This is a genomic window from Haloferax sp. Atlit-12N, assembly GCF_003383095.1.
GTDB lineage: Archaea > Halobacteriota > Halobacteria > Halobacteriales > Haloferacaceae > Haloferax.
Genome location: NZ_PSYW01000001.1, coordinates 1359615 through 1379489, shown reverse-complemented (window position 1 = coordinate 1379489; position 19875 = coordinate 1359615). Strand labels below are relative to the sequence as shown.

At 64.7% G+C, this 19875-nt stretch carries 21 protein-coding genes and 1 pseudogene; 13 read left to right on the top strand and 9 right to left on the bottom strand.

The window, feature by feature from the left end; genetic code table 11:
• Positions 1–54: 54 nt before the first annotated feature.
• Positions 55–1062 carry a DUF5784 family protein gene (locus tag C5B90_RS07360; protein WP_115880254.1) on the bottom strand — a complete coding sequence of 336 codons (1008 nt, stop codon included), beginning with the start codon at positions 1060–1062 and terminating at the stop codon, positions 55–57.
• A 156-nt stretch (positions 1063–1218) separates the two neighbouring features.
• Between C5B90_RS07360 and C5B90_RS20780 the strand changes: the two genes are divergently transcribed.
• Entirely contained in the window at positions 1219–1395 is a 177-nt protein-coding gene (locus C5B90_RS20780; protein ID WP_199180556.1) for a DUF5786 family protein, read from the top strand.
• A gap of 28 nt (positions 1396–1423) precedes the next feature.
• Here the strand turns inward: C5B90_RS20780 and C5B90_RS07355 are convergent, their stop codons facing one another.
• The 3 genes from C5B90_RS07355 to C5B90_RS07345 all read right to left on the bottom strand — a co-directional run bounded on the left by C5B90_RS07355 (position 1424) and on the right by C5B90_RS07345 (position 4106).
• Positions 1424–2119, bottom strand: coding sequence for a hypothetical protein (locus C5B90_RS07355; RefSeq protein ID WP_115880252.1), 696 nt, complete (start codon positions 2117–2119; stop codon positions 1424–1426).
• Between the two features lie 76 nt (positions 2120–2195).
• The gene (locus tag C5B90_RS07350) at positions 2196–3128 is read right to left on the bottom strand and encodes an NAD(P)H-binding protein (protein ID WP_115880250.1); all 933 of its coding nucleotides are present in this window, start codon (positions 3126–3128) and stop codon (positions 2196–2198) included.
• 93 nt (positions 3129–3221) lie between these two features.
• Positions 3222–4106 carry a YkgJ family cysteine cluster protein gene (locus tag C5B90_RS07345; protein ID WP_115880248.1) on the bottom strand — a complete coding sequence of 295 codons (885 nt, stop codon included), beginning with the start codon at positions 4104–4106 and terminating at the stop codon, positions 3222–3224.
• Between the two features lie 117 nt (positions 4107–4223).
• Here C5B90_RS07345 and C5B90_RS07340 point away from each other — a divergent pair, with 117 nt between their 5' ends.
• The 3 genes from C5B90_RS07340 (at position 4224) to C5B90_RS07330 (ending at position 7007) form a co-directional block, all read left to right on the top strand.
• Positions 4224–4427, top strand: coding sequence for a hypothetical protein (locus C5B90_RS07340; RefSeq protein WP_004045177.1), 204 nt, complete (start codon positions 4224–4226; stop codon positions 4425–4427).
• 81 nt (positions 4428–4508) lie between these two features.
• On the top strand, positions 4509–6407 hold the full coding sequence (locus tag C5B90_RS07335) for a helicase C-terminal domain-containing protein (RefSeq protein WP_115880246.1): 1899 nt from the start codon (positions 4509–4511) through the stop codon (positions 6405–6407).
• 405 nt (positions 6408–6812) lie between these two features.
• Positions 6813–7007 carry a UPF0175 family protein gene (locus C5B90_RS07330; protein ID WP_008091125.1) on the top strand — a complete coding sequence of 65 codons (195 nt, stop codon included), beginning with the start codon at positions 6813–6815 and terminating at the stop codon, positions 7005–7007.
• A 129-nt stretch (positions 7008–7136) separates the two neighbouring features.
• On the opposite strand, the gene C5B90_RS07325 is transcribed toward C5B90_RS07330, so the two are convergent.
• Positions 7137–8267, bottom strand: a complete 1131-nt coding sequence (locus C5B90_RS07325; RefSeq protein WP_115880244.1) for a 60S ribosomal export protein NMD3 — start codon at positions 8265–8267, stop codon at positions 7137–7139.
• Between the two features lie 77 nt (positions 8268–8344).
• Positions 8345–8983: a phosphoribosyltransferase gene (locus C5B90_RS07320; protein WP_115880242.1), complete on the bottom strand. Its 639-nt coding sequence runs from the start codon at positions 8981–8983 to the stop codon at positions 8345–8347.
• Positions 8984–9105: 122 nt separating this feature from the next.
• On the opposite strand from C5B90_RS07320, the gene htpX reads away from it, so the two are divergent.
• The 8 genes and pseudogenes from htpX to C5B90_RS07290 all read left to right on the top strand — a co-directional run bounded on the left by htpX (position 9106) and on the right by C5B90_RS07290 (position 16071).
• Positions 9106–9987, top strand: a complete 882-nt coding sequence (gene htpX, locus C5B90_RS07315) for a zinc metalloprotease HtpX (protein WP_115880240.1) — start codon at positions 9106–9108, stop codon at positions 9985–9987.
• Between the two features lie 6 nt (positions 9988–9993).
• Entirely contained in the window at positions 9994–10599 is a 606-nt protein-coding gene (locus tag C5B90_RS07310) for a hypothetical protein (protein ID WP_058827930.1), read from the top strand.
• Positions 10600–10874: 275 nt separating this feature from the next.
• Positions 10875–11117 (top strand): annotated as a pseudogene (locus C5B90_RS07305) (IS110 family transposase); the annotation flags it as partial.
• Between the two features lie 75 nt (positions 11118–11192).
• Positions 11193–12266 (top strand): hypothetical protein, encoded by a 1074-nt coding sequence (locus C5B90_RS20290; protein ID WP_148708207.1) that lies wholly within the window; start codon positions 11193–11195, stop codon positions 12264–12266.
• 136 nt (positions 12267–12402) lie between these two features.
• Positions 12403–12780: a hypothetical protein gene (locus C5B90_RS20285; RefSeq protein WP_148708206.1), complete on the top strand. Its 378-nt coding sequence runs from the start codon at positions 12403–12405 to the stop codon at positions 12778–12780.
• A gap of 497 nt (positions 12781–13277) precedes the next feature.
• Positions 13278–14309 (top strand): DNA repair and recombination protein RadA, encoded by a 1032-nt coding sequence (gene radA, locus C5B90_RS07300; protein ID WP_115880238.1) that lies wholly within the window; start codon positions 13278–13280, stop codon positions 14307–14309.
• Between the two features lie 192 nt (positions 14310–14501).
• Positions 14502–15647 carry an NAD(P)/FAD-dependent oxidoreductase gene (locus C5B90_RS07295; protein WP_115880236.1) on the top strand — a complete coding sequence of 382 codons (1146 nt, stop codon included), beginning with the start codon at positions 14502–14504 and terminating at the stop codon, positions 15645–15647.
• A 10-nt stretch (positions 15648–15657) separates the two neighbouring features.
• The gene (locus C5B90_RS07290; RefSeq protein WP_115880234.1) at positions 15658–16071 is read left to right on the top strand and encodes a DUF1641 domain-containing protein; all 414 of its coding nucleotides are present in this window, start codon (positions 15658–15660) and stop codon (positions 16069–16071) included.
• 45 nt (positions 16072–16116) lie between these two features.
• Here the strand turns inward: C5B90_RS07290 and sufU are convergent, their stop codons facing one another.
• The 3 genes from sufU to sufS all read right to left on the bottom strand — a co-directional run bounded on the left by sufU (position 16117) and on the right by sufS (position 18588).
• Positions 16117–16545, bottom strand: coding sequence for a Fe-S cluster assembly sulfur transfer protein SufU (gene sufU / locus C5B90_RS07285; RefSeq protein ID WP_004968864.1), 429 nt, complete (start codon positions 16543–16545; stop codon positions 16117–16119).
• A gap of 72 nt (positions 16546–16617) precedes the next feature.
• The gene (locus C5B90_RS07280; protein ID WP_115880232.1) at positions 16618–17205 is read right to left on the bottom strand and encodes a mechanosensitive ion channel domain-containing protein; all 588 of its coding nucleotides are present in this window, start codon (positions 17203–17205) and stop codon (positions 16618–16620) included.
• Positions 17206–17313: 108 nt separating this feature from the next.
• Positions 17314–18588, bottom strand: a complete 1275-nt coding sequence (sufS, locus tag C5B90_RS07275) for a bifunctional cysteine desulfurase/selenocysteine lyase SufS (protein WP_233511935.1) — start codon at positions 18586–18588, stop codon at positions 17314–17316.
• Between the two features lie 209 nt (positions 18589–18797).
• Here sufS and C5B90_RS07270 point away from each other — a divergent pair, with 209 nt between their 5' ends.
• A complete protein-coding gene (locus C5B90_RS07270; protein ID WP_115880228.1) occupies positions 18798–19844 on the top strand; it encodes a PAS domain-containing sensor histidine kinase in 1047 nt (348 codons plus the stop codon).
• Positions 19845–19875: the final 31 nt, after the last annotated feature.

The following is a 19875-nucleotide window of genomic DNA, read 5'->3' as shown; positions in this document are numbered from 1 at the left end:
GTCCTCGACCGCGTGCCCGCGATGTGGCCGGTCCACAACCGGTCAGAACGAACGTCAGTCAGCGAGCCACGGCAGGTCCACCGGGACCGACCCCTTCGAGTAGCCTTCGACGTGCCCAGACGGGCGGAGGCGGAACACGACGGCCGGCCGGTGCCGCACGTCGGGTTTCTCGCCCATGATGGCGGACCAGTCGTCGTCGGGGAACGACGAGCAGTCGACGAACAGGGTCACGCCGCCGCCGTGTTCGGCGAGCTGCCCCTCGCCGTTGGTCTTGGTCTGCGCCGTGTCGCGGATGGCGGCGATGGGGTTGCTCACGGAGCGTCGGTTCGGCGGGAGGGGGCGCGTCACCTCGATGAGCGCGCCGCCCGCGGGGGTGTTCTCCGCGCGGAAGTCGATGGAGTGGCCGGTCGTCACGGCGATTTCGGGCGTGATGTCGTACCCCGCATCGTCGAGGAGGTACGCCACGTCGAACTCGCCCATCGCGGCGGCCATCCGTATCGGGTCGAAGTACTCCGAGGTGCCGAGCTTTCCGGCCATGACCTCGCGGTACTCGTCGAGGACGCCCGTGGCGAAGAACGACTCGTAGAACTCAAGGGCCTCCTCGCGGGTCGCGTCGGGGAAGCCCGCGGCGTGGTCGTGGAAGAACTCGCGGGTCGTCTCGCGGCCGTCCTTCGAGAGGAACACCGGGAGAAAGAACCACGAGAGGTGCGGATAGGGCTTCAGCCACGGTGACTGGTCGAACAGCTCGGCGATGAGTTCGCGCTGGGCCCACCGGGAGACCTCGAAGGGAGCCTCGTCGAAGCCCTCCTTGTCGGTCCGCCACAGCGAACTCGGCGTCTCGGTGTTGCCTATCCAGTAGGCGTGGTCGTCGGTCCACGCGAAGAGGGCGGTGTCGCCGTTGTCCATATCGAACCGACGGGCCTCGTACCCCTCGGGCGGTGCGTACCACGGTGCACCCATCTCGGCGCCGAGGTTGGCGTCGAGCGGCTGGAGGATATCGCGGGCTATGCGCGAGTCGTCCCAGCGTCCGGGGGCGTAACGAAAGCGAAGCGGGCGTGCCACACACGGTGTAGTTCGGCGATTGTTTTTACCCTTTCCTGCCTCGGGGCCCGTTTTCGGCTGTTCCCTACCCCTTCTGACCCCCGCCCGGCTGAGTATCACGATTGTGAACTTCTCCGATAGCTATATGTGCCACACTCCCACATGGTAAGTCGAACCATGTCAATGGGGGCATACGACGAAGCCGAACACGAACGCCGCGAGCGGATGACGAGCCAGGTCGAACCCGGCACCGACGACGACCGGAAGACCTACCGCGGCAGTATCGAGTACGACTCCGGCGACTCGACCGACGCGCTGCTCGAACAGTTCAAGCGGATGAAGTCGGACGACTGACCCGTAACTTCTCCTGTTCCTGCGTACCTCACGTCCTCGTTAGCGCCGCCGCCGTCACCGAGACGCCGGTCACGGCGACGACGTGCCCGCCGACCGCGAAGAGGAGCACCGGCTGGTCCGCGACGAACGGGAGCAACAGCACCTGCGCGACCGCGAAGCCGACGTTCAGGAGGTTCACCCGCCTGACCGTCCTTGCGGTCGGGCCGTCGAACCGATAGCGGACCGCTCCCCAGAGGCCGACGACCGCCGCCCACCACGACGTGCCGATTCGGTAACAGAGGTCCCAAAGGACGAGCAGCGTCAGGTAGACGACCACGACCGGCGGTTCGGGGCCGAACAGCGTCGTCATGAGCGGCGTCCCCGGCTGTCGCGGGTCGAAGACGAACAGATGCGTCACGAGCGCGACGAACGCGAGTACGCCCAGGACGACCTCGATGCTCGACCCGAACAGCAGGCGTCGATAGGGCGCTGGAACCCTCGCGGCGCGGGTCCACTCGCCCATGCGGAGCATCACGACGCTCCCCGCGGCCGCGACGACGATGGCCGCGGTGCCCGCGACCGCCGCGGTCCACAGGTCGTACACCCACGCGAAGAAGAGCACCGCGACCTCGAAGACGGCGATTTGGAGGGCAATCGCCCCCGCCTCGCCGATGTTCACGCCCGGGAGCGCGCCGACGATGCTCTCGTACACCCACGTCTCGCCGTACTCCGGGGCGTCGTTCATATCCCACCCCTACGGCCCCGCGGTATATCAATCGCCGCCGCGCTCGGGGCGCGCGGGCGGGCGGTTCGTGTCCCGCTCACGTCGGGGTCGTCGACGCCGGTTCGACGGCTTGCTCCCGCATCTCGCGCTCCTCGCGGAGCGCCCGCTCGACCGCGGCGTCGAACGGCGTCTCGTCCACCTCGACGATGTCGCGGATGCGGTCGTCGCCGACGACGACGGGGTTTTTCAGCCCCTCGATGAGCGGACGGGCGACCCCCGTGTCCACGTCGGTCACGAGACCAATCCAGTACGACGAGAGCCGCGGCGTCAACACGGGCACGGCGACGATTCGTGGCGCGTGGCCCAACTGCGCGCCGACGCGCTGGAGCATCTCTCGGTAGGTGAGCACGTCCGGGCCGCCGATTTCGTAGGTCTCGCCCGTCGTCTCGGGGTGGTCGAGGACGCCCGCGAGGTAAGCAACCACGTCGGCGATAGCGATGGGTTGGCACCGCGTTTCGACCCACTGCGGCGTCACCATGACCGGGAGACGCTTGGCGAGTTGCCGGACCATCTCGAAGCTCGCGCTCCCTGCGCCGACGATGATGGCCGCCCGGAGCGTCGTGAGGTCGGGTAACCCCGACGCGAGGATGTGTTCGACCTCGCGGCGCGACCGCAGGTGCGGCGAGAGCTGGTCGCGGTCCTCGCCGAGGCCGCCGAGGTAGACGATTCGTCCGACTCCGGCGGACTCGGCGGCGTCGACGAAGTTGCGGGCCGCGAGCCGGTCGCGCGCCTCGAAATCACCGCCGGAGTGCATCGAGTGGATGAGGTAATACGCCGCGTCGATACCCGCCATCGCGGGGGCGACCGTCGCCGGTTCGAAGATGTCGCCTTCGACCACGTCCACGTCCGGCGGACCGTCGTAGCGCGCCGCGTCGCGGACGAAGACGACCACGTCGTGGTCGGCGTCGAGGAGGAGAGGCACGAGGTGCCGGCCGACGAATCCGGTCGCACCGGTCACGAGCACTTTCATGCCGTAAGGTAGCGCCGCTCACGATGTTAACGTATCGCCCGTCCGACCGGCAATCGGCTGTCCGCGGCCCGCCCGTCGCTCGCCACCCGCGACTCAGTCGTCGCCGCGCACCACGTCCCAGCCGGGCGTTTCGGGCGCGCCGCGAGCGACTTCGACCTCGTCGGGGTCCGGTGCGTCGTCGGCCGCGCTCCCGAGGCGACCGGCGACCGCGTCCCACGCGGCGACGGCTTCGCCCGCCCACGACTCGCTTTCGAGCGTCTTCGCACGCGCCCGCGAAGCGCGGTCGTCATCGACCTCGGTCGACCCCGGGTGCGACCCGACCGCGACGCCGACGAACTCCGCGCGGTCTTCCGGGGTCAGCTCCCGCGTCTTGAGGTGCTCGATGGTCCCGGCCAGCCGTTCGGGGTCGGGGTGGACGAACACCTTCGCGCCGAGGGCGTGGGGGCCGAGGAGCAGGCCGTGGAGGTCGTCCGGGGGCGCGTCGCCGAGCAGGCGCTCGCCGCCGTGGTGTCGCTCGACGCGCTCGCACTCGGTCTCCTTTCCGAGGACGAGGTTGTGACCCGGATATTCGGCGCACTCGTCGGGATAGAACTCCGTGTCGTGGATGCGGCACTGGAGGGTATCGGGGTCGAGAAACGCGCAGGCGCGGAGCCACGTCCGCTCCAGACCGAACGGCGCGACGGGCTTCGGCGGCTTGCGCATGCCGACGAAGAACGCCGGCTTCCCGGCGATTGCGGCGACTTCGACGCCGTCGATTTCGACGCCCTCGCCCGGCGGCGCTTCCCACAGCCGCGGGGTGAGAACGTCGCCCAGTCCGGCCTCGACGAAGTCACGAACCTCGTCGCGGGTCAGCGGAACGAGGTTGTAGGTGTCGTCGAGCGGCGCGCGCGGTCCGCGGCGCTCGTGGTCGAGCGGGACCGGCGCGACCGGACGCCAGTCGATACAGCAGCCCGCACAGCCTTCGCAGTCGACGCGCATGCCACGAAAGTTATACGCCAGCCGACAAGAATCTCCCGGCGGGTCGCCGACGCCGGCCGGTTACGTTCTCGACGACGCGGCGGGGCGCTTTTGCCGCCTCGGGTCCTCGGTTCCCTCATGACCTCCGAACCGTGCGACGCCTGCGGGAAGGGCGTCCGTATCGCCGGCGGCATCGGCGACCTCTGGAACTTCCCCACCTCCTCGTCCGGCGGGATGACGCTGGAACTCGTCGACGGCTCCGAACACTTCCTCTGTTTCGACTGCATGGAGCGACTGCCGGGCGACCGCGAACCAACGGCTGAGGACGTGGCGGCGCTTTAGAGCCGCGTTTCGTCGAGCCGTCTCGGACACGACTTCACCCCGGAGCGGTGGATTTAGGCCCGTCCGAGGACTCCATCGATCGTGGACCCGTCGCGCATCATCGACTCGTTTCCGGCCCCCAGTTTCCGCGGCGCGCAGGAGCAGGCCCTGCGCGACATCCGCGACGCCTTCGCCGACGGCAACGACGTGGTCTTGGTCCGCGCGCCGACCGGGAGCGGCAAGTCGCTTCTCGCCCGCGCCATCGCGGGGTCGGCGGCGACCGTAGACGAGACCTCGCCCGCGCAGGCGACCGACGCCTACTACACGACCCCGCAGGTGTCGCAACTCGACGACGTGGCCGAAGACGACCTGCTTTCGGACCTCAAGATAATCCGCGGGAAGTCCAACTACAACTGCATCATCCGCGGCGAGGAAGACACCCCGGTCGACCGCGCGCCCTGCGCCCGCAAGCGCGGCTTCGACTGCTCAGTCCGGCACCGCTGTCCGTACTTCTCCGACCGCGCCATCGCCTCGAACCGCCAAATCGCGGCGATGACGCTCGCGTACTTTATGCAGACCGCCGGCTCCGACGTGTTCAGAAAACGCGACGTGGTCGTCGTCGACGAGGCCCACGGACTGGCCGAGTGGGCCGAGATGTACGCGACTATCGACCTGAAGCCCCGAACCGTCCCGGTGTGGGACGACATCGGCGTCCCCGACGTGGCGGCCGCGGGCGACCCCGTCGAACGCGCCTCGCGCTTCGCGGAGACGCTCGTCGGCGTCTGTAAGCGCGAGAAAGACGAGTTGCTGACGAAGTCCGAACTGACGCCCGAGGAGGCCGCCCGCCGCGACCGCCTGCAGGAACTCATCGGCGAACTGCAGTGGTTCGTCGAGGACTACCGCGACCCCCAGAGCCCGACGACGTGGGTCGTCGACCAGCACGACGGCGAGGGGTCGCCCATCGCCATCAAGCCGCTCGACCCCGCGAAGTACCTCAAACACACCGTCTGGGACCGCGGGAACAAGTTCGCGCTCCTGTCGGCGACCATCCTGAACAAGGCGGCGTTCTGTCGCTCGGTGGGCCTCGACCCCTCGAAGGTCGCGCTGGTGGACGTCGAACACACGTTCCCCGTCGAGAACCGCCCGCTGTACGACGTGACGCAGGGGAAGATGACCTACGAGCACCGCGACGAGACGCTCCCCAAAATCGCCCGCCTCGCCGTCCGCCTGATGGCGAAACACCCCGACGAGAAGGGGCTGATTCACTGCCACTCCTACGCGATTCAGGCGGAACTTCGCCGCCGCCTCGCCGAGATGGGCCTCGGCAACCGCGTCCGCGGCCACGACCGCGACGACCGAAACGTGGAACTGGAGACGTGGAAGGCGACCGACCGCCCGGAGGTGTTCCTCTCCGTGAAGATGGAGGAGGCGCTGGACCTGAAAGGCGACCTCTGTCGCTGGCAGGTGCTCTGCAAAGCGCCCTACCTCAACACGAACGACTCCAGAGTCGCCCGCCGCCTCGAAGACGGCCAGTGGGCGTGGTACCGCCGTGCCGCCCTCCGAACCGTGATTCAGGCGTGCGGGCGGGTCGTTCGCGCGCCCGACGACTACGGCGACACCTACGTCGCCGACAGCAGTCTGCTCCAACTGTTCGACAAGACGCGGACCGACATGCCCGACTGGTTCGCGGCGCAGGTCGACCGCATGACGAAACCCGACCTCCCCGAGTTCGACCCCGTCGCGGCGGGCGGCCGCGGGGGGAACGCGGACAACGCGCTTGGTGGGACCGCGAACCTCGGCGGCTCGACGAGTCGGTCGTCCGGAGCGTCGGGTGGGAGCGCTGGCTCGCGGGGCGGCTCGGGCTCTTCGGGGAGTCGCGCGGGTAGTTCCGGCGGCACGTCGTCCGGCGGTTCCGGTAGTGGAAAAAGCAGCGGCTCGTCCGGCGGCTCCGACGACAGCGGCCGGAGCAATCACCCGCTTTCCGACGTCTGGGGCGAGTGATTACAGGAAGAGGCTGGCCCCAGAGAGCAGCGCCGACCCAATCATGAGCGCGACGAGCGTTAGCGCGATAACCTGCTGTCGGTCCATAGCCGTGCGTTGGACGGCCGATAATTAACGTTTCTGAACCGGTTCCCACGAGTGATAACCAACGCCCGGTGGACGAGCCCGCCCTCTCGGTGTCATGCCATCTCGTACCGTTTGAGCGGCAAAAATCGCCATAGTGTCCAAGAGAGTCGCCGCCTCCGACACAATTCCTCAATGATTGTTAATGTGTTTAGCTGTTTGGCGAACGTGATGCGAAAATAGGCTGTCGTTTGTAAAGCTATAGTTCTCCTAATTTTGTCTTTGACACGCTTTCTCACGAAATAGTTAACACCAATGCCCCTGAATGGTGGAGTATCGGCCATGCACACCAACGCACTCGCCACGGCGATGACACTGTATCGTAGTGGGACACTCACACTCTCGCAGGCGGCCGCTCGCTCCGGCTACTCCGAAGACGACCTGCTCCTCGCCCTCCAGCGCCACGGTGTGCCCGTGCACGAAGACGACGCTCCGGCCGCGTCCCTCTCGACGGACCGGCCGGCCAGCGCCGACTGATTCTGCTCCGTCGTTCGATTATCTCCCGTTCCTGAGCGACCGCTTTTCGTATTCAGTTGTCGGTCGACCCACGATTCGTAAAAACGCAAACGTCGTCGCCACCGCGTTCTGTCTTTCCCCGCTGCGGTCTTACTCCTCGTCTTCGCTCTCGACGACTTCCTCGGGGAGGATGTACAGTCCCGACTGGCTCTTGAGGACCGGCACCATCGGCGCGTCGGGGTCGAAGTAGTCCGGCCGCGGGATGGTCTTCGCCTCGTACGTCTCGGGGTCGAGCACCTGCACGGCGTGTTCGTCCTCGACGGTGACGACGGTGGTCTCCGCCGCGTCCTCGACGGAGCCGAGGTCCTCGGCTTCGGGCCGCTCGCCTTCCTCGAACTCCGACTCGTAGGGGTCGCCCGAGGTGAGACGCGTCCCCTTGAGCCGACCGCGGTTGCTCCGCACGAGGACCGGCCCGTCGCCGTCTTCGGGGTCGATGACGTCGCCGGCGGTAAACCGCGGTAGGCGGGCGACGAACGTGACGCGGTAGACCTCGTTGCCGTCGCCGTCCTCCGTGACGAGCGTCGGGTGTTCCTCGATGGTACCGCCGAAGCGTTCGCGAATCTGCTTGGCGACACCGCTTCCCATCTTGTTGGTCGAAATCTTGATGTTCGGGCCGTTGGGCGTCCGTTTGACACTCGAGATGAACGCGTCTCGGTCGCCTTTCTCCTCGCGCTCCGCGATGTAGGACTCGGCGATTTCGATGGCCGTCTCGGCCTCGTCCGTCGTCGGCGTCCGGTCGTCGGCGCGGACCTGAACGAGGCTGGCGAAGTAGCCGCCTGCGATGCGGCCGCAGCGCTGGCAGGTCTCGCGGGCGATGCTCACCGGGACGACGACGGACTCCTCCAGCGGCGTGCCGCGGACGACGCCCGAGAAGTGGCAGTGCATCCGGATGTTGTTCTCGTCGACCTGTTCGGGTTCGACGCCCCAGCGGACCTCCTCGGCGTTGAGGTGGACGCCGAGGGAGTTCGATACCTCCTCGATGGCGATGTCGGTGTAGTCGCGCGCGCCGACGTCGATCCACCGGTTGCCCCGGTGAATCGCGCCGCACTGCGCGCAGACGCGGACCTGCACCTCGTCGGGCGCGTCCACGAGGTCGAAGTCCTCGAAGTAACACGAGTCGCAGAGCACGTCGTCGCGCTCGCGCGGCATCCCGGGGAGCGGTTCCGGCCGCTCCGGAACCGGGTCGCCGCACCGAGGGCAGAAGTCGCGGGATTCGCTCATTGGCGGCTCTAGTCCGTTCGACCGCTTAAGTTCGGCGTCACGGCTCGCCGGCGAGCACCGGCCGTCGGCGACTCGCCTCAGTCCCCGCTCGCCTCGTCGCCCAGGTACGTCGCGGCCTCCTCGTCGGACACCTGCGCGAAGTCGCGGTAGAACGCGCCGACGGCCCCGAACGCCTCCGGCGACTCGACCGCGACGACCGCGTCGCACTCGGCTTCGAGGTCCGAGAGCGTGTGCGGTGGCCCGACCGGGACCGCGAGGACGACGCGCTCAGCGTCGCCGGTGACGACCTGTCGCAGGCACGCTCGGGCGGTCGCGCCCGTGGCGACGCCGTCGTCGACGACGACCACGCGCTTTCCGGCCACGTCGGGAAGTGGGTCGCCGCCGCGGTACAGCGACACCTTCTCTCTCGCCGCTTCGGCCTCGCGCTCGCGCTCGCGCTCGAGGTAGTCCTCGCCCACGTCGAGATACGAAAGCAGGTCGTCGTTCCACCACGCGCTCCCGTCGCCGGCGACCGCCCCCACGGCGAGTTCGGGGTTGTCCGGCGCGCCGACCTTGGAGGCGACCACCACGTCGAGCGGCGCTCTGAGGCGGTCTGCGACCTCTCTGCCGACGGGGAGGCCGCCCCGCGGGATGGCCAACACGAGGTCCGCCGTCTCTTCTCGCTCGTCGAGCAGGTCCGCCAGCCAGCGGCCCGCGTCTTCCCTATCGGCGAACATGTCACCCGGAACTACGCGCTCCCGCGGCAAAACGATATGTCCCGATTCTTCACGACCGGGGCCGGCGTGCGACGCCTTCGCACTCCAACAGCGTTTATTAGCCGGATTACTAATCACGTGGTATGAACTGGAAACCGGACTGGGGACTTCGTGGGCGGATGGCGTTCACGATGTTCCTCCTGTTCGCCCTCTACATCGTCTTCGCGGGGGTGTTGTTCGCCTACTTCCAGAACCTCGCCGTCATGGCCGGGTTCATGGGCGTCTTCCTCTTCGCGCAGTTCTTCTTCAGCGACAAAATCGCGCTGTACAGCATGGGCGCGAGCGTCGTCGACGAGGACGACGGCCCGCAGGCGCGGAAGCTCCACGCGATGGTCGGTCGCCTCTCTCAGCAGGCTGACCTCCCGAAGCCCAAGGTCGCTATCGCCGACACGCGCGTCCCGAACGCCTTCGCGACGGGTCGCTCCCAGAAGAGTTCGGCAGTCTGCGTCACGACCGGCCTGATGGACACCCTCGATGACGACGAGTTAGAGGGCGTCATCGCCCACGAGCTCGCGCACGTGAAAAACCGCGACGTGATGGTCATGACTATCGCGTCGTTCCTCTCCAGCATCGCCTTCCTCATCGTCCGCTGGGGCTGGTTCTTCGGCGGCGACGACAACCGTCAGAACGCGCCGGTCATCGTCGCCATCCTCGCGTCGCTCGTCGTCTGGATTATCTCGTACCTGCTGATTCGGGCGCTGTCGCGCTACCGCGAGTACGCTGCGGACCGCGGTGCAGCGGTCATCACCGGCCGCCCGTCTGCGCTCGCCTCCGCACTGCTCAAGATTTCGGGCCGGATGGACAACGTCCCGAAGCGCGACATGCGCGACACCTCGGAGATGAACGCGTTCTTCATCATCCCCATCAAGTCGGACTTCATCGGTCGCCTGTTCAGCACTCACCCCTCCACCGAGAACCGCGTCGAGCGCCTCCGCGACATGGAGCGCGAGATGGAGACCGTCTAAGCGCCGATGGGGCTGTTCGATTCATTCCGCGCCATGCTCGGCATCAGCGCCGAGTCCGACGCGACCACCAAAGCGGACCCCGAGGACCTCTTCGGGATGAGCACGGCGTATCTCACGATGGAGGCCGACCTCCGGTTCGACTCGGCCGACGAGGCGGCGCTGTGTTTCTCCTCCGTCGATAGCACCGACTTCGCGGACACCGTCGACGCCGTGGAGGACATCCTCACCGCCGGGGGCGAGGAGACCGGCACCGAGTTCCGCCGGCACACCGACGGCCACGGCTACAACTGGGTCGTCCTCGCCGACGACGACCCCGAGGACCTCGTGACGAGCGTCCACTTCGCCGCCGACGAGTTCATCGAGCGCGGCTACGGGTCGCGCCTGCTCGCCGCCCTGTTCGGCTTCGAGCGCGACGGCGACCGCGCCTACTGGATTTACTCGTTCCGCCGCGGGGCGTACTACCCCTTCGCTCCGCAGGGCACCTCCTCGCGGAATCAGAGTCTGGAGTTCAAACTCGAATCCGTCCTCGACGGGGAACTGACGATAGAGGACGACGAGAGCTACTGGTACCCGCTGTGGCCGTCGACGCGGAACGGCCACCCGTGGGAGTGAGGGTTTGACCTGACGGCTCTGTTGCTGGTGGTTTGTTGAGGCCGTGCTGACTCGGTGGAAATTCTGCTATCCCAGCGGAGCGTGAATCAAGCATGGACGCAAGAGACTGAGCTGTATTCCGCGCCGCGGAGCGTGTGATGCTAACTGCTCCGAGCGTGAAAGAAGCCGACTTATGGGCGTCATAGCCCGGATGCCACGTGGCGCGGCATCTGGGAAATCCTGCATGGGTGAGTTTCTGATTCACGCACCGGCGTTCTCCCCCGGAGGAACAAGCAATGTACCTCAAAATCGATTTACACAAGCGGTACGCACAGGAGGCGGTAATGAACGACGCTGGCTCTCGTGCGGTGATTGAGGCGACCAGCAATTACTACCCCGTCTACGATACTCTCGCAGAGTATTTGGACGTAACCGTCGTTCACCCAGGCAAGCTGACGGTCACCGCTCAGTCGGACAAGAAAACTGACTGCGTTGACGCCAAAGAACTCGCGCGGTTGCTCCGGCTGAATTCCGCTCCGGTGAGAGTTGTTTGACAAGGAGAAAATGTCACCTAATACGAATGAATTAATTATGTTACTGTATTGTTATGTTGTGTGGTAAGAAAGCTCAGCAATATCGATAGACGAAGATTCATAAAGAACCTTAGTGCAGTTGGAATTCCACTAAGCTCAGTAGGTCTTTCCGGACTGGCTACTGCCAGTAAACAAGAGGCTACTGCGGACGAAGACGAGTGGGACTGTAACAATGGCTGCCCGCAAAAAGAGGTCAAAACCACAGCATTAGATCTCCCAGATCCTACTGGATCATCTGAAAAACTGGAGGGTGGTATTTCGATCCACTGGAAAGAATCTGGATACTCGTCGTCGAAAGGTAAGTGGTACCATATTTTCTCAGTGTCTGGTGGTGCCGCCTCAGAAACGTCCGGGGTCGCGGGAGGTCACATATACGGACAGCATTACAAATTGAAAACCTCCGACGGGGACATACAACCCTCTACGGAGGGTGATAAACACGGTCAATTCCCATGCGATGACAATGATGAATTTATCCCAGGATGGGGACAACCATTGGTGAAAGCTGCTATCGGAACTGTCAGCATCGGATTATCGTGGTTCCTTGCTGTCGATGAAGCACTTAGGTCGAAACTCGGTCATAGGCCAGACGGCTTCGACATTTTCTCGGGTGGATTCGAGTACGGTGATATGGCAACTAGCCTTACCTCGCCTTTGCCGTGGTTGCAGTCGACATTTTTCCACCGTGTTGAACTTGAGACCGATGAATATAGTCCGACAGTCAATGTCAAGATGGGTTTCTGCCACCATAGTAGTCCAGCGTCTACTTTATGGAAGGAATTCAAAGGCGAATTGGAGTTCTTCGGTAGTAGTGGAGACCCGGAGATATCACCGATGGGTGAATCGGATCCCCATCCTGACAAAATGAGTCAAGAAGCTAAAGACAAGTACGGAATCAAGGAGGTAAGTGACCAGGAGGCATCGATCTCCACACAAAGCAGTGGTGAGGAAGTGACATTCGATTACATAGCAACGAATTGCCCACTATCAGATAAGAAATCCGAAGTCATTGAGGTTGCAGAATCAGAGATGGATGAGGCACGTAGTGAACGAATTCGGGACCGCCTCGATAAGCCTGCTCCATATAGTGAATAAACACAACTAGGAGGCCTACCAGTACTGTTATTTGTCTTACAATATTTAATCTATTCAAATGACTGAACCTGATCCGACTTCACGACGACGGATACTTGCAATAATCGGGATTTCGACCTTCGGAGGGTGCTTAGGTATGACCGGTGGGGATACCGAGTCTAAACCGCCAGGCCTTGACAGCATCTACGTACGGAACCAACGTACCCAGGAAACAGAAACGTTGGTGACTGTCAGCCGAGACGGGGACATTATCTATGAGAAGTCTCACACACTTGATGGTAAATCCAATGGTTCATATGGAGAGGTTCTTATCGAAGAAGACTGGTTAGGCGAACAAACATCGTACAAAATAGAGATTTCTGCAGAGAGTGTCGGCGAAGAATCATTTTCAACGGGAGATTTTCTTGAGTATGCAGGTGGGACTGAAGGCTTTGATTGTTACGAGGTTACCGTTGTGGTTGATACAGACTTCATCGACTTCCGACCTGCTGCACGGGAAAACTGCCGAAATTAGTAGCGTTCCGATGAGGATCTGCTTGAAGGGTTACTCAATAGACCCTCCGTTCGATAGTAATGATAGAACTCACCTTTGTCCTCAATTCGGTTCTCCTGCTCCTCGGAGTGATTATGATACTGACTCCAATCTGGGCAGTAAATTTCGATAAGAAATGTTGGTCATCTCTTCCCTTCTCTCGGCCGTGGAGCCATACTGACGGGACTCAACGCTTGCTCTATCGGTTTCTAGGTGTAGTGTGGCTGCTTCAATCTATGAGCTACTTCTACTGGTAGACACACCTTCTGTATGTTGTGCGCTGATTCTGTCAGATTCTACATATCCAATCAGGCTAACCTAACCTGACCTGACTTGATTCCTTTCGTCACCACCGAACGTCTCGACTTCTAACTTCAACCTCCGTCAGACGCTCGTCATCGGGTCGCCGATGTCTCCTGATTTCACTTCCACCTTACTGTTAACGAGGGTTTATGAGGGTATAGGCGGAACGACTGGGTATGGCAGAAGACGACCTCGAAAGTCTCCCCGGCGTCGGCCCGGCGACAGCCGACAAACTCGTCGAGAGCGGTTACGACAGCTACCAGTCCATCGCGGTCGCCAGCCCCGGCGAACTGTCGAACAAGGCCGACATCGGCTCCAGCACGGCCTCCGACATCATCAACGCGGCCCGCGACGCGGCCGACGTGGGCGGCTTCGAGACCGGCTCGATGGTCCTCGAACGACGCCAGCAGATCGGCAAGCTGAGCTGGCAGATTGACGAAGTGGACGAACTCCTCGGCGGCGGCCTCGAAACGCAGTCCATCACCGAGGTGTACGGCGAGTTCGGTGCCGGGAAGTCCCAGATCACCCACCAGCTCGCGGTCAACGTTCAGCTCCCGCCGGAACTCGGCGGCCTCGGCGGCGGCTGTATCTTCATCGACTCCGAGGACACGTTCCGCCCCGAGCGTATCGACGACATGGTCCGCGGGCTCGAAGACGAGGCGCTCGAAGCGACGCTCGAAGACCGCGAGATGGAGGGCTCCATCGACGACGAGGAGACCATGCAGGCGCTCGTCGACGACTTCCTCGACAAGATTCACGTCGCCAAGGCGTTCAACTCCAACCACCAGATTCTCCTCGCCGAGAAGGCCAAGGAACTCGCCGGCGAGCACGAAGACACCGAGTGGCCGGTCCGCCTCCTTTGTGTGGACTCGCTCACCGCCCACTTCCGCGCCGAGTACGTCGGCCGCGGTGAACTCGCGGAGCGCCAGCAGAAGCTCAACAAGCACCTCCACGACCTGATGCGCATCGGCGACCTGTTCAACACGGGCATCCTCGTCACCAACCAGGTCGCGTCGAACCCCGACTCCTACTTCGGCGACCCGACCCAGCCCATCGGTGGCAACATCCTCGGCCACACCTCGACGTTCCGCATCTACCTCCGCAAGTCCAAGGGCGACAAGCGTATCGTCCGCCTCGTTGACGCGCCGAACCTCGCCGACGGCGAGGCCATCATGCGCGTGCAGGACGCCGGTCTCAAGCCCGAGTAAGCCGACGTTCGGCCGTTCGGCCGATTTCACACGACTCCACAATCCCCGTTCCCCCACCCCCTCCGTCGCACCCCACATTCTCTCCTTCTCTCGTCGCTCCGAGCGGCCGCGCCGTCGCTTGGTTCTCATAATGTTGGAAATAGCTTGCAATACTATCCCGCCGGCGACCCACCGTTTAGGTAGGTGAACTCCATGACGAACCGAATCGTAGTCGTTGGCGGTGGCACGGGTGGGACGGTGGTTTCGAACCGTCTCGCCGAGGAACTCGCGTCGGAGATAGACGACGGCGACGTGGAGGTGTCGCTGGTCTCCGACGACACGAAACACGTCTACAAGCCGGTGTTCTTGTACGTTCCGTTCGGAGTCGCGGAGCCGGAGGACGGCGTCCGCGACCTGCGGGACCTCGTCGACGAGCGGGTGAACATCGTCACCAACCGCGTCCGTCGCGTCGACACCGACGAAAAGCGCCTCTACTGTCAGGACGGCGACGAGGTGCTCGACTACGACACGCTCGTCCTTGCGACCGGCGCGAAACTCGACCCCGACGCGGTTCCCGGCTTCCGGGAGGGCGCACACCACTTCTACAGCGCCGAGGGGGCCGAACGGCTCCGCGACGCGCTCGCCGAGTTCGAGGCCGGTCGCCTCGTATTGAGCGTCGTCGGGACGCCCCACATGTGCCCGGCCGCGCCGCTCGAATTCACGCTCATCGTGGACGACTGGCTCCGGAGCCGCGGTCTGCGCGAAGACACCGACCTCGTCTACACGTACCCGATGGCGCGGAGCCACGGGAAGCCAGAGGTCGCCGAGTGGGCCGACCCGATTCTGGCCGAACGGGGCGTCCGCGTCGAGACCGACTTCGTCGTCGACGCCGTCGACCCGGACGAACGGGTCGTCTCGGCGAAGAACGGCGCGGAAGTGGACTACGACCTACTGGTCGGCATCCCGCCGCACCGCGGGGACGAACTCATCATCGACTCGGGCCTCGGCGACGCCGGTTGGGTCGACGTCGACCAGCGGACTCTTCGCGCGACCGCCGCCGAGGACGTGTACGCCATCGGCGACACGGCGGCGCTCCCAATCCCGAAAGCCGGGAGCGCGGCGCACTTCCAGGCGTTCACGGTCGCGGAGCGAATCGCCGCGGAAGTCCGGGGTCGCACGCCGACGAAGCGGTACGACGGCAAGACCGTCTGTTTCGTCGAGACCGGCCTCGACGAGGCGTCGTTCGTCTCGTTCGACTACGAGACCCCCGCGACGATGCGCCAGCCGTCGAAGCCCATCCACTGGGCGAAACACGCGTACAACGAATCGTACTGGCTGACCGCCAGGGGGATGCTCTGAGGTGAGACCAATGCAGGACCACGAACCAACCACGACGACCGAACAGCCGGTGCCCGACGAACTCGTGCGGGCCATCGAGAACAACCCCGAGGAGGTCGCCCTCCTCGTCGAGCGAATGGGTCTCGTCAACGACCTCATCGACGTGCTCGAACTCGGCGTCGGCGCGCTCGACGACGAGATGGTCCGGTCGCTCGCGCGGACCGGCACCTCGCTCGCAGAGGTCGCCGACGACGCCTCCGACCCCGACACCGTCGCCGGGATGAAGCGCCTGCTTCGCGCCGTCGGCGACGCGGAGGAGGCGGAGGCGTCGCCCGTGGGCGCGGTCGGCCTCCTGCGGGCCACCCGCGACCCCGAGGTCAAGGCGGGACTCGGCTACCTCGTCGCGCTGGCTGCGGCGCTCGGCGCGGGGACGGAAGAAGAATAGCGAAATCGCGTTCGGGTCGCCGTGCCGCCGCCGGCCGAAGGCGGCTCAGTCGTCGCCGTCTTCGGTCTTCGTCTGCTCGATTTCTATTTCGCCGTCGTGAATCTTCGCGCCGTCCTGTGCGACCTGTCGCGCGAGGACGGCGCACTTGATGCGCATCGGCGAGATGTCGACGCCGAGCATCTCGGTGATGTCGTCGGTGTCCATCGCTTCCAGCTCCGAGAGCGTCGTGCCCGGCAGTCGCTGGGTGAGCATGCTCGCGGACGCCTGACTGATGGCGCAGCCATCGCCGGAGAACGCGACGCGCTCTATGGTCTCACCGTCGTCGGCGAGCTGCACGTCCATCGTAATCGTATCGCCGCAGGAGGGGTTCTCCCCGGTGTGGGTGAACGTCGGCGACTCCAGCCGACCGTGGTTCCGGGGGTTCTTGTAGTGGTCCATTATCTGCTGACGATACATGTCTGAGCCAATGCCCATTGGTGTTCGTCGGGGCTACGCCCGAGCGCCGTAAAAGGATTCCGGGGCCGGCGATTCGGCCGAATTCGCCGCTTACGTCGCGTCGGCCGTCGACGCGTCTGCGGTCGCCTCCGCGTCGTACTTCGTCCACTTCTTTTCGACGTCCCGGTTGGCTACGACGACGGTGTCGCCCTCGTCGTTCTCGAAGCGCGTCTTCCGGAGTTCGATGGCGCTGACCGTCCCCGTCACCGGGTCCGATTTCACCCGGTCGCCGGGGTTGAAGTCAGGGTCTCGAAGCAGGTAGACGCCCGCCACGGTGTCGGCTATCATGTTCGACAGCGCGTAGGAGACGCCCAGCGCGATGAAACCGGTCGCGGTGCCGAGGCTCGCCGCGACCTCGGTCATGCCGACGATGTTCAACAGCGCGAGCGCCGCGCCGAACCACAGGAACACGCCCGCGACGGCGACGCCGAGTTCGACCACGAGGTCCTGTTCTTCGGGGTACAGCCCGTCGAGCACGCCGCGGACGACGAACAGTATCGCCTTGATGCCGACGTAGGCGAGCGCGAGGAAGACGACCGCGGTGAGCACCTTCGGCGCGGCGTCCTGCACCGTGGTCCCGAACTCCGCGACGGTTTCGCGGAGCGTCTCGACGAGGAAGCTAGTCAGCGATTGGAACATACGCTCCGACGACGTGTCAGCGGAACAAATGTATTGGGGGCGGACCGCCTGCTAACACGGGACGCGGTCGTACTCAGGCGAACTGTTGGTTGGCGGAACGATTCGCTCTCAGGCGAACAGTTCGCGAGCCGCGTCGATGGCGTCGACCAGTTTGTCGACTTCCTCCCGCGTGTTGTAAATGTAGAACGACGCCCGCGTCGAGGCCGCCGCGCCGAGTTTGTCGTGGAGCGGCTGGGTACAGTGGTCGCCGGCGCGGATGGCGACGCCCTGCTCGTTGAGGATGCTCGAGAGGTCGTGGGCGTGGACGCTGTCGAGGTTGAACGCGACGAGGCCGCCGCGGTCGTCGCCCGGCGGGCCGTAAATCTCGATGTCGTCGAACTCGCCGAGGCGGTCGTAGGCGTACTCCGCGAGCAGTTCCTCGTGGGCTTGGACGTTCTCCATGCCGATGTCGTCGAGGTAGTCCACGGCCGCGGCGAAGCCGACGCCCTGCGCGATGGGCGGCGTGCCCGCCTCGAACTTCCACGGGAGGTCCTCCCACGTGGAGTCCTCGTAGGTGACGCTCCGAATCATCTCGCCGCCGTAGAGGTACGGCTGCATCTCCTCGAGGATGTCGCGCTTGCCGTAGAGCGCGCCGATGCCGGTCGGCCCGCACATCTTGTGGCCCGAGAAGGCGAAGAAGTCGGCGTCGATGTCCTCCACGTCGACGGGGCGGGTCGGGACCGACTGCGCGCCGTCGACGAAGATGTACGACCCGACTTCGTGGGCCATGTCCGCGAGTTCGGCGACCGGGTTGACGGTTCCGAGGGTGTTCGAGACGTGGACGACGGAGACCATCTTCGTGGAGTCGTCGATGAGTTCCTTCGCGTGCTCCATGTCGAGGCGGCCGTCGTCGTCGACGCGGATGTAGCGCACCTCCGCGCCGGTCTTCTTGGCGATTTGCTGCCACGTGACCAGCGAGGCGTGGTGTTCCATCTCGGTCATGACGACCGAGTCGCCCGGCCCGAGTTCGTCGAGACCCCACGCGTAGGCGACGAGGTTCATCGACTCGGTGGTGTTCTTCGTGAAGACGACCTCCTCGCGGCCGCCGGACGCGCCGATGAACTCCGCGACGCGGTCGTGGGCGTTCTCGTAGGCGACGGAGGCTTCCTGGCTCAGGTGGTGGATGCCGCGGTGGACGTTCGAGTTGTAGCCGTGGTAGTAGTCGACGATGGCGTCGACGACCTGCTCCGGCGTGTGGCTCGTCGCGGCGTTGTCGAGGTAGACGAGCGGCGTGTCGTCGTCGTCGTGCTCACCCGGCGTCGAGATGTCGCCGCCGACCTTCCGCTGGAGGATAGGGAAATCCGCGCGGATGGCGTCGACGTCGACGGGGTACGACTCCTGCACTCTCATTGGGTATGGGTTACCCCCGTAGGCACAACACGTCTTCGGTCCGCACGCGGCTCTGCAACCGATTTCGGTTTCGTCAGCCGGCAACAGTGGCCGGTGGCGGTGACGTGACGACAGTGACGAGACGACAGCGACGGCGATAGTGACGGCGACGTGTCGGCTCCCCACCCAAACGAATCAAGTAGCGCACGTTCGTCTCTCTATTAATGTCGAACGACACCTCGTCTTCGCTCGCGTTTTCGAGCCTCGACGCGCTCCCGACGCAGCTCGCGATTCTGGACGAGGACGGCGTCATCGTCTACACCAACCGCGCGTGGCGGGAGTTCGGCAACGAAAACGACTATCAGGGCGACAGCAGTTCCATCGGTACGAACTACCTCGGCGTCTGCGACCTCAGCACCGACGCCGACGCGACGACGGCCAGCGAGGGTATCCGCGCCGTCATCGACGGCGACAGAGACGAGTTCTCCTTCGAGTATCCCTGTGAAACGCCGGAAGAGCACCTCTGGTTCACGATGCGTGCGGCTCGCTTCACCGACGACGGCGACACCTACGTCCAGGTTGCGCACCTCGACATCACCGACCGGAAGCGCGCGGAACTGGAGGCCGAAGAGCGGGCCGAGCGCCTCCGAAACCTCGCGCGAATGCTCTCGCACGACCTCCGAAACCCGCTTTCGGTCGCCGTGGGCTACGTCGAATCGCTCCTCGACGAGGAGGTCGACGCCGACCGGCTCGAACCGGTCGCGGGCGCGCTCGACCGGATGGACGACATCATCACCGACGCGCTGGTGTTGGCCCGCCACGACACGGTCGAGGACCTCTCCACGGTCGACCTCGAAACGCGCGCGGCGGCCGCGTGGGAGTACGTCGAGACCGGTTCGGCCGAACTCGCCGTCGCCGACTCCGCCGAGTTTCGGGCGGACCCGGGCCTGTTGGGACACGTGTTCGAGAACCTGTTTCGGAACTCGGTCGAGCACGGCGGGACCGACCATCTGACCGTGACGGTCGGCGTCCTCGACGGCGACAGCGCCGACGCTACGGGCTTCTACGTCGAGGACGACGGCGTCGGCATCCCCGCGGAGGAGCGCGACGAGGTGTTCGAGGCCGGCTACACCACGGGTGAGGAGGGGACCGGCCTCGGCCTGTCAATCGTCGCGCAGGCCGTTCACGCGCACGACTGGGACATCGTCGTCACCGAGGCCGAGGGCGGCGGCGCTCGCTTCGAAGTGACGGGCGTCGAGCGGTCGTCGTAGCGGCTCGACGGCCCGGAGAAACTGATTTTCG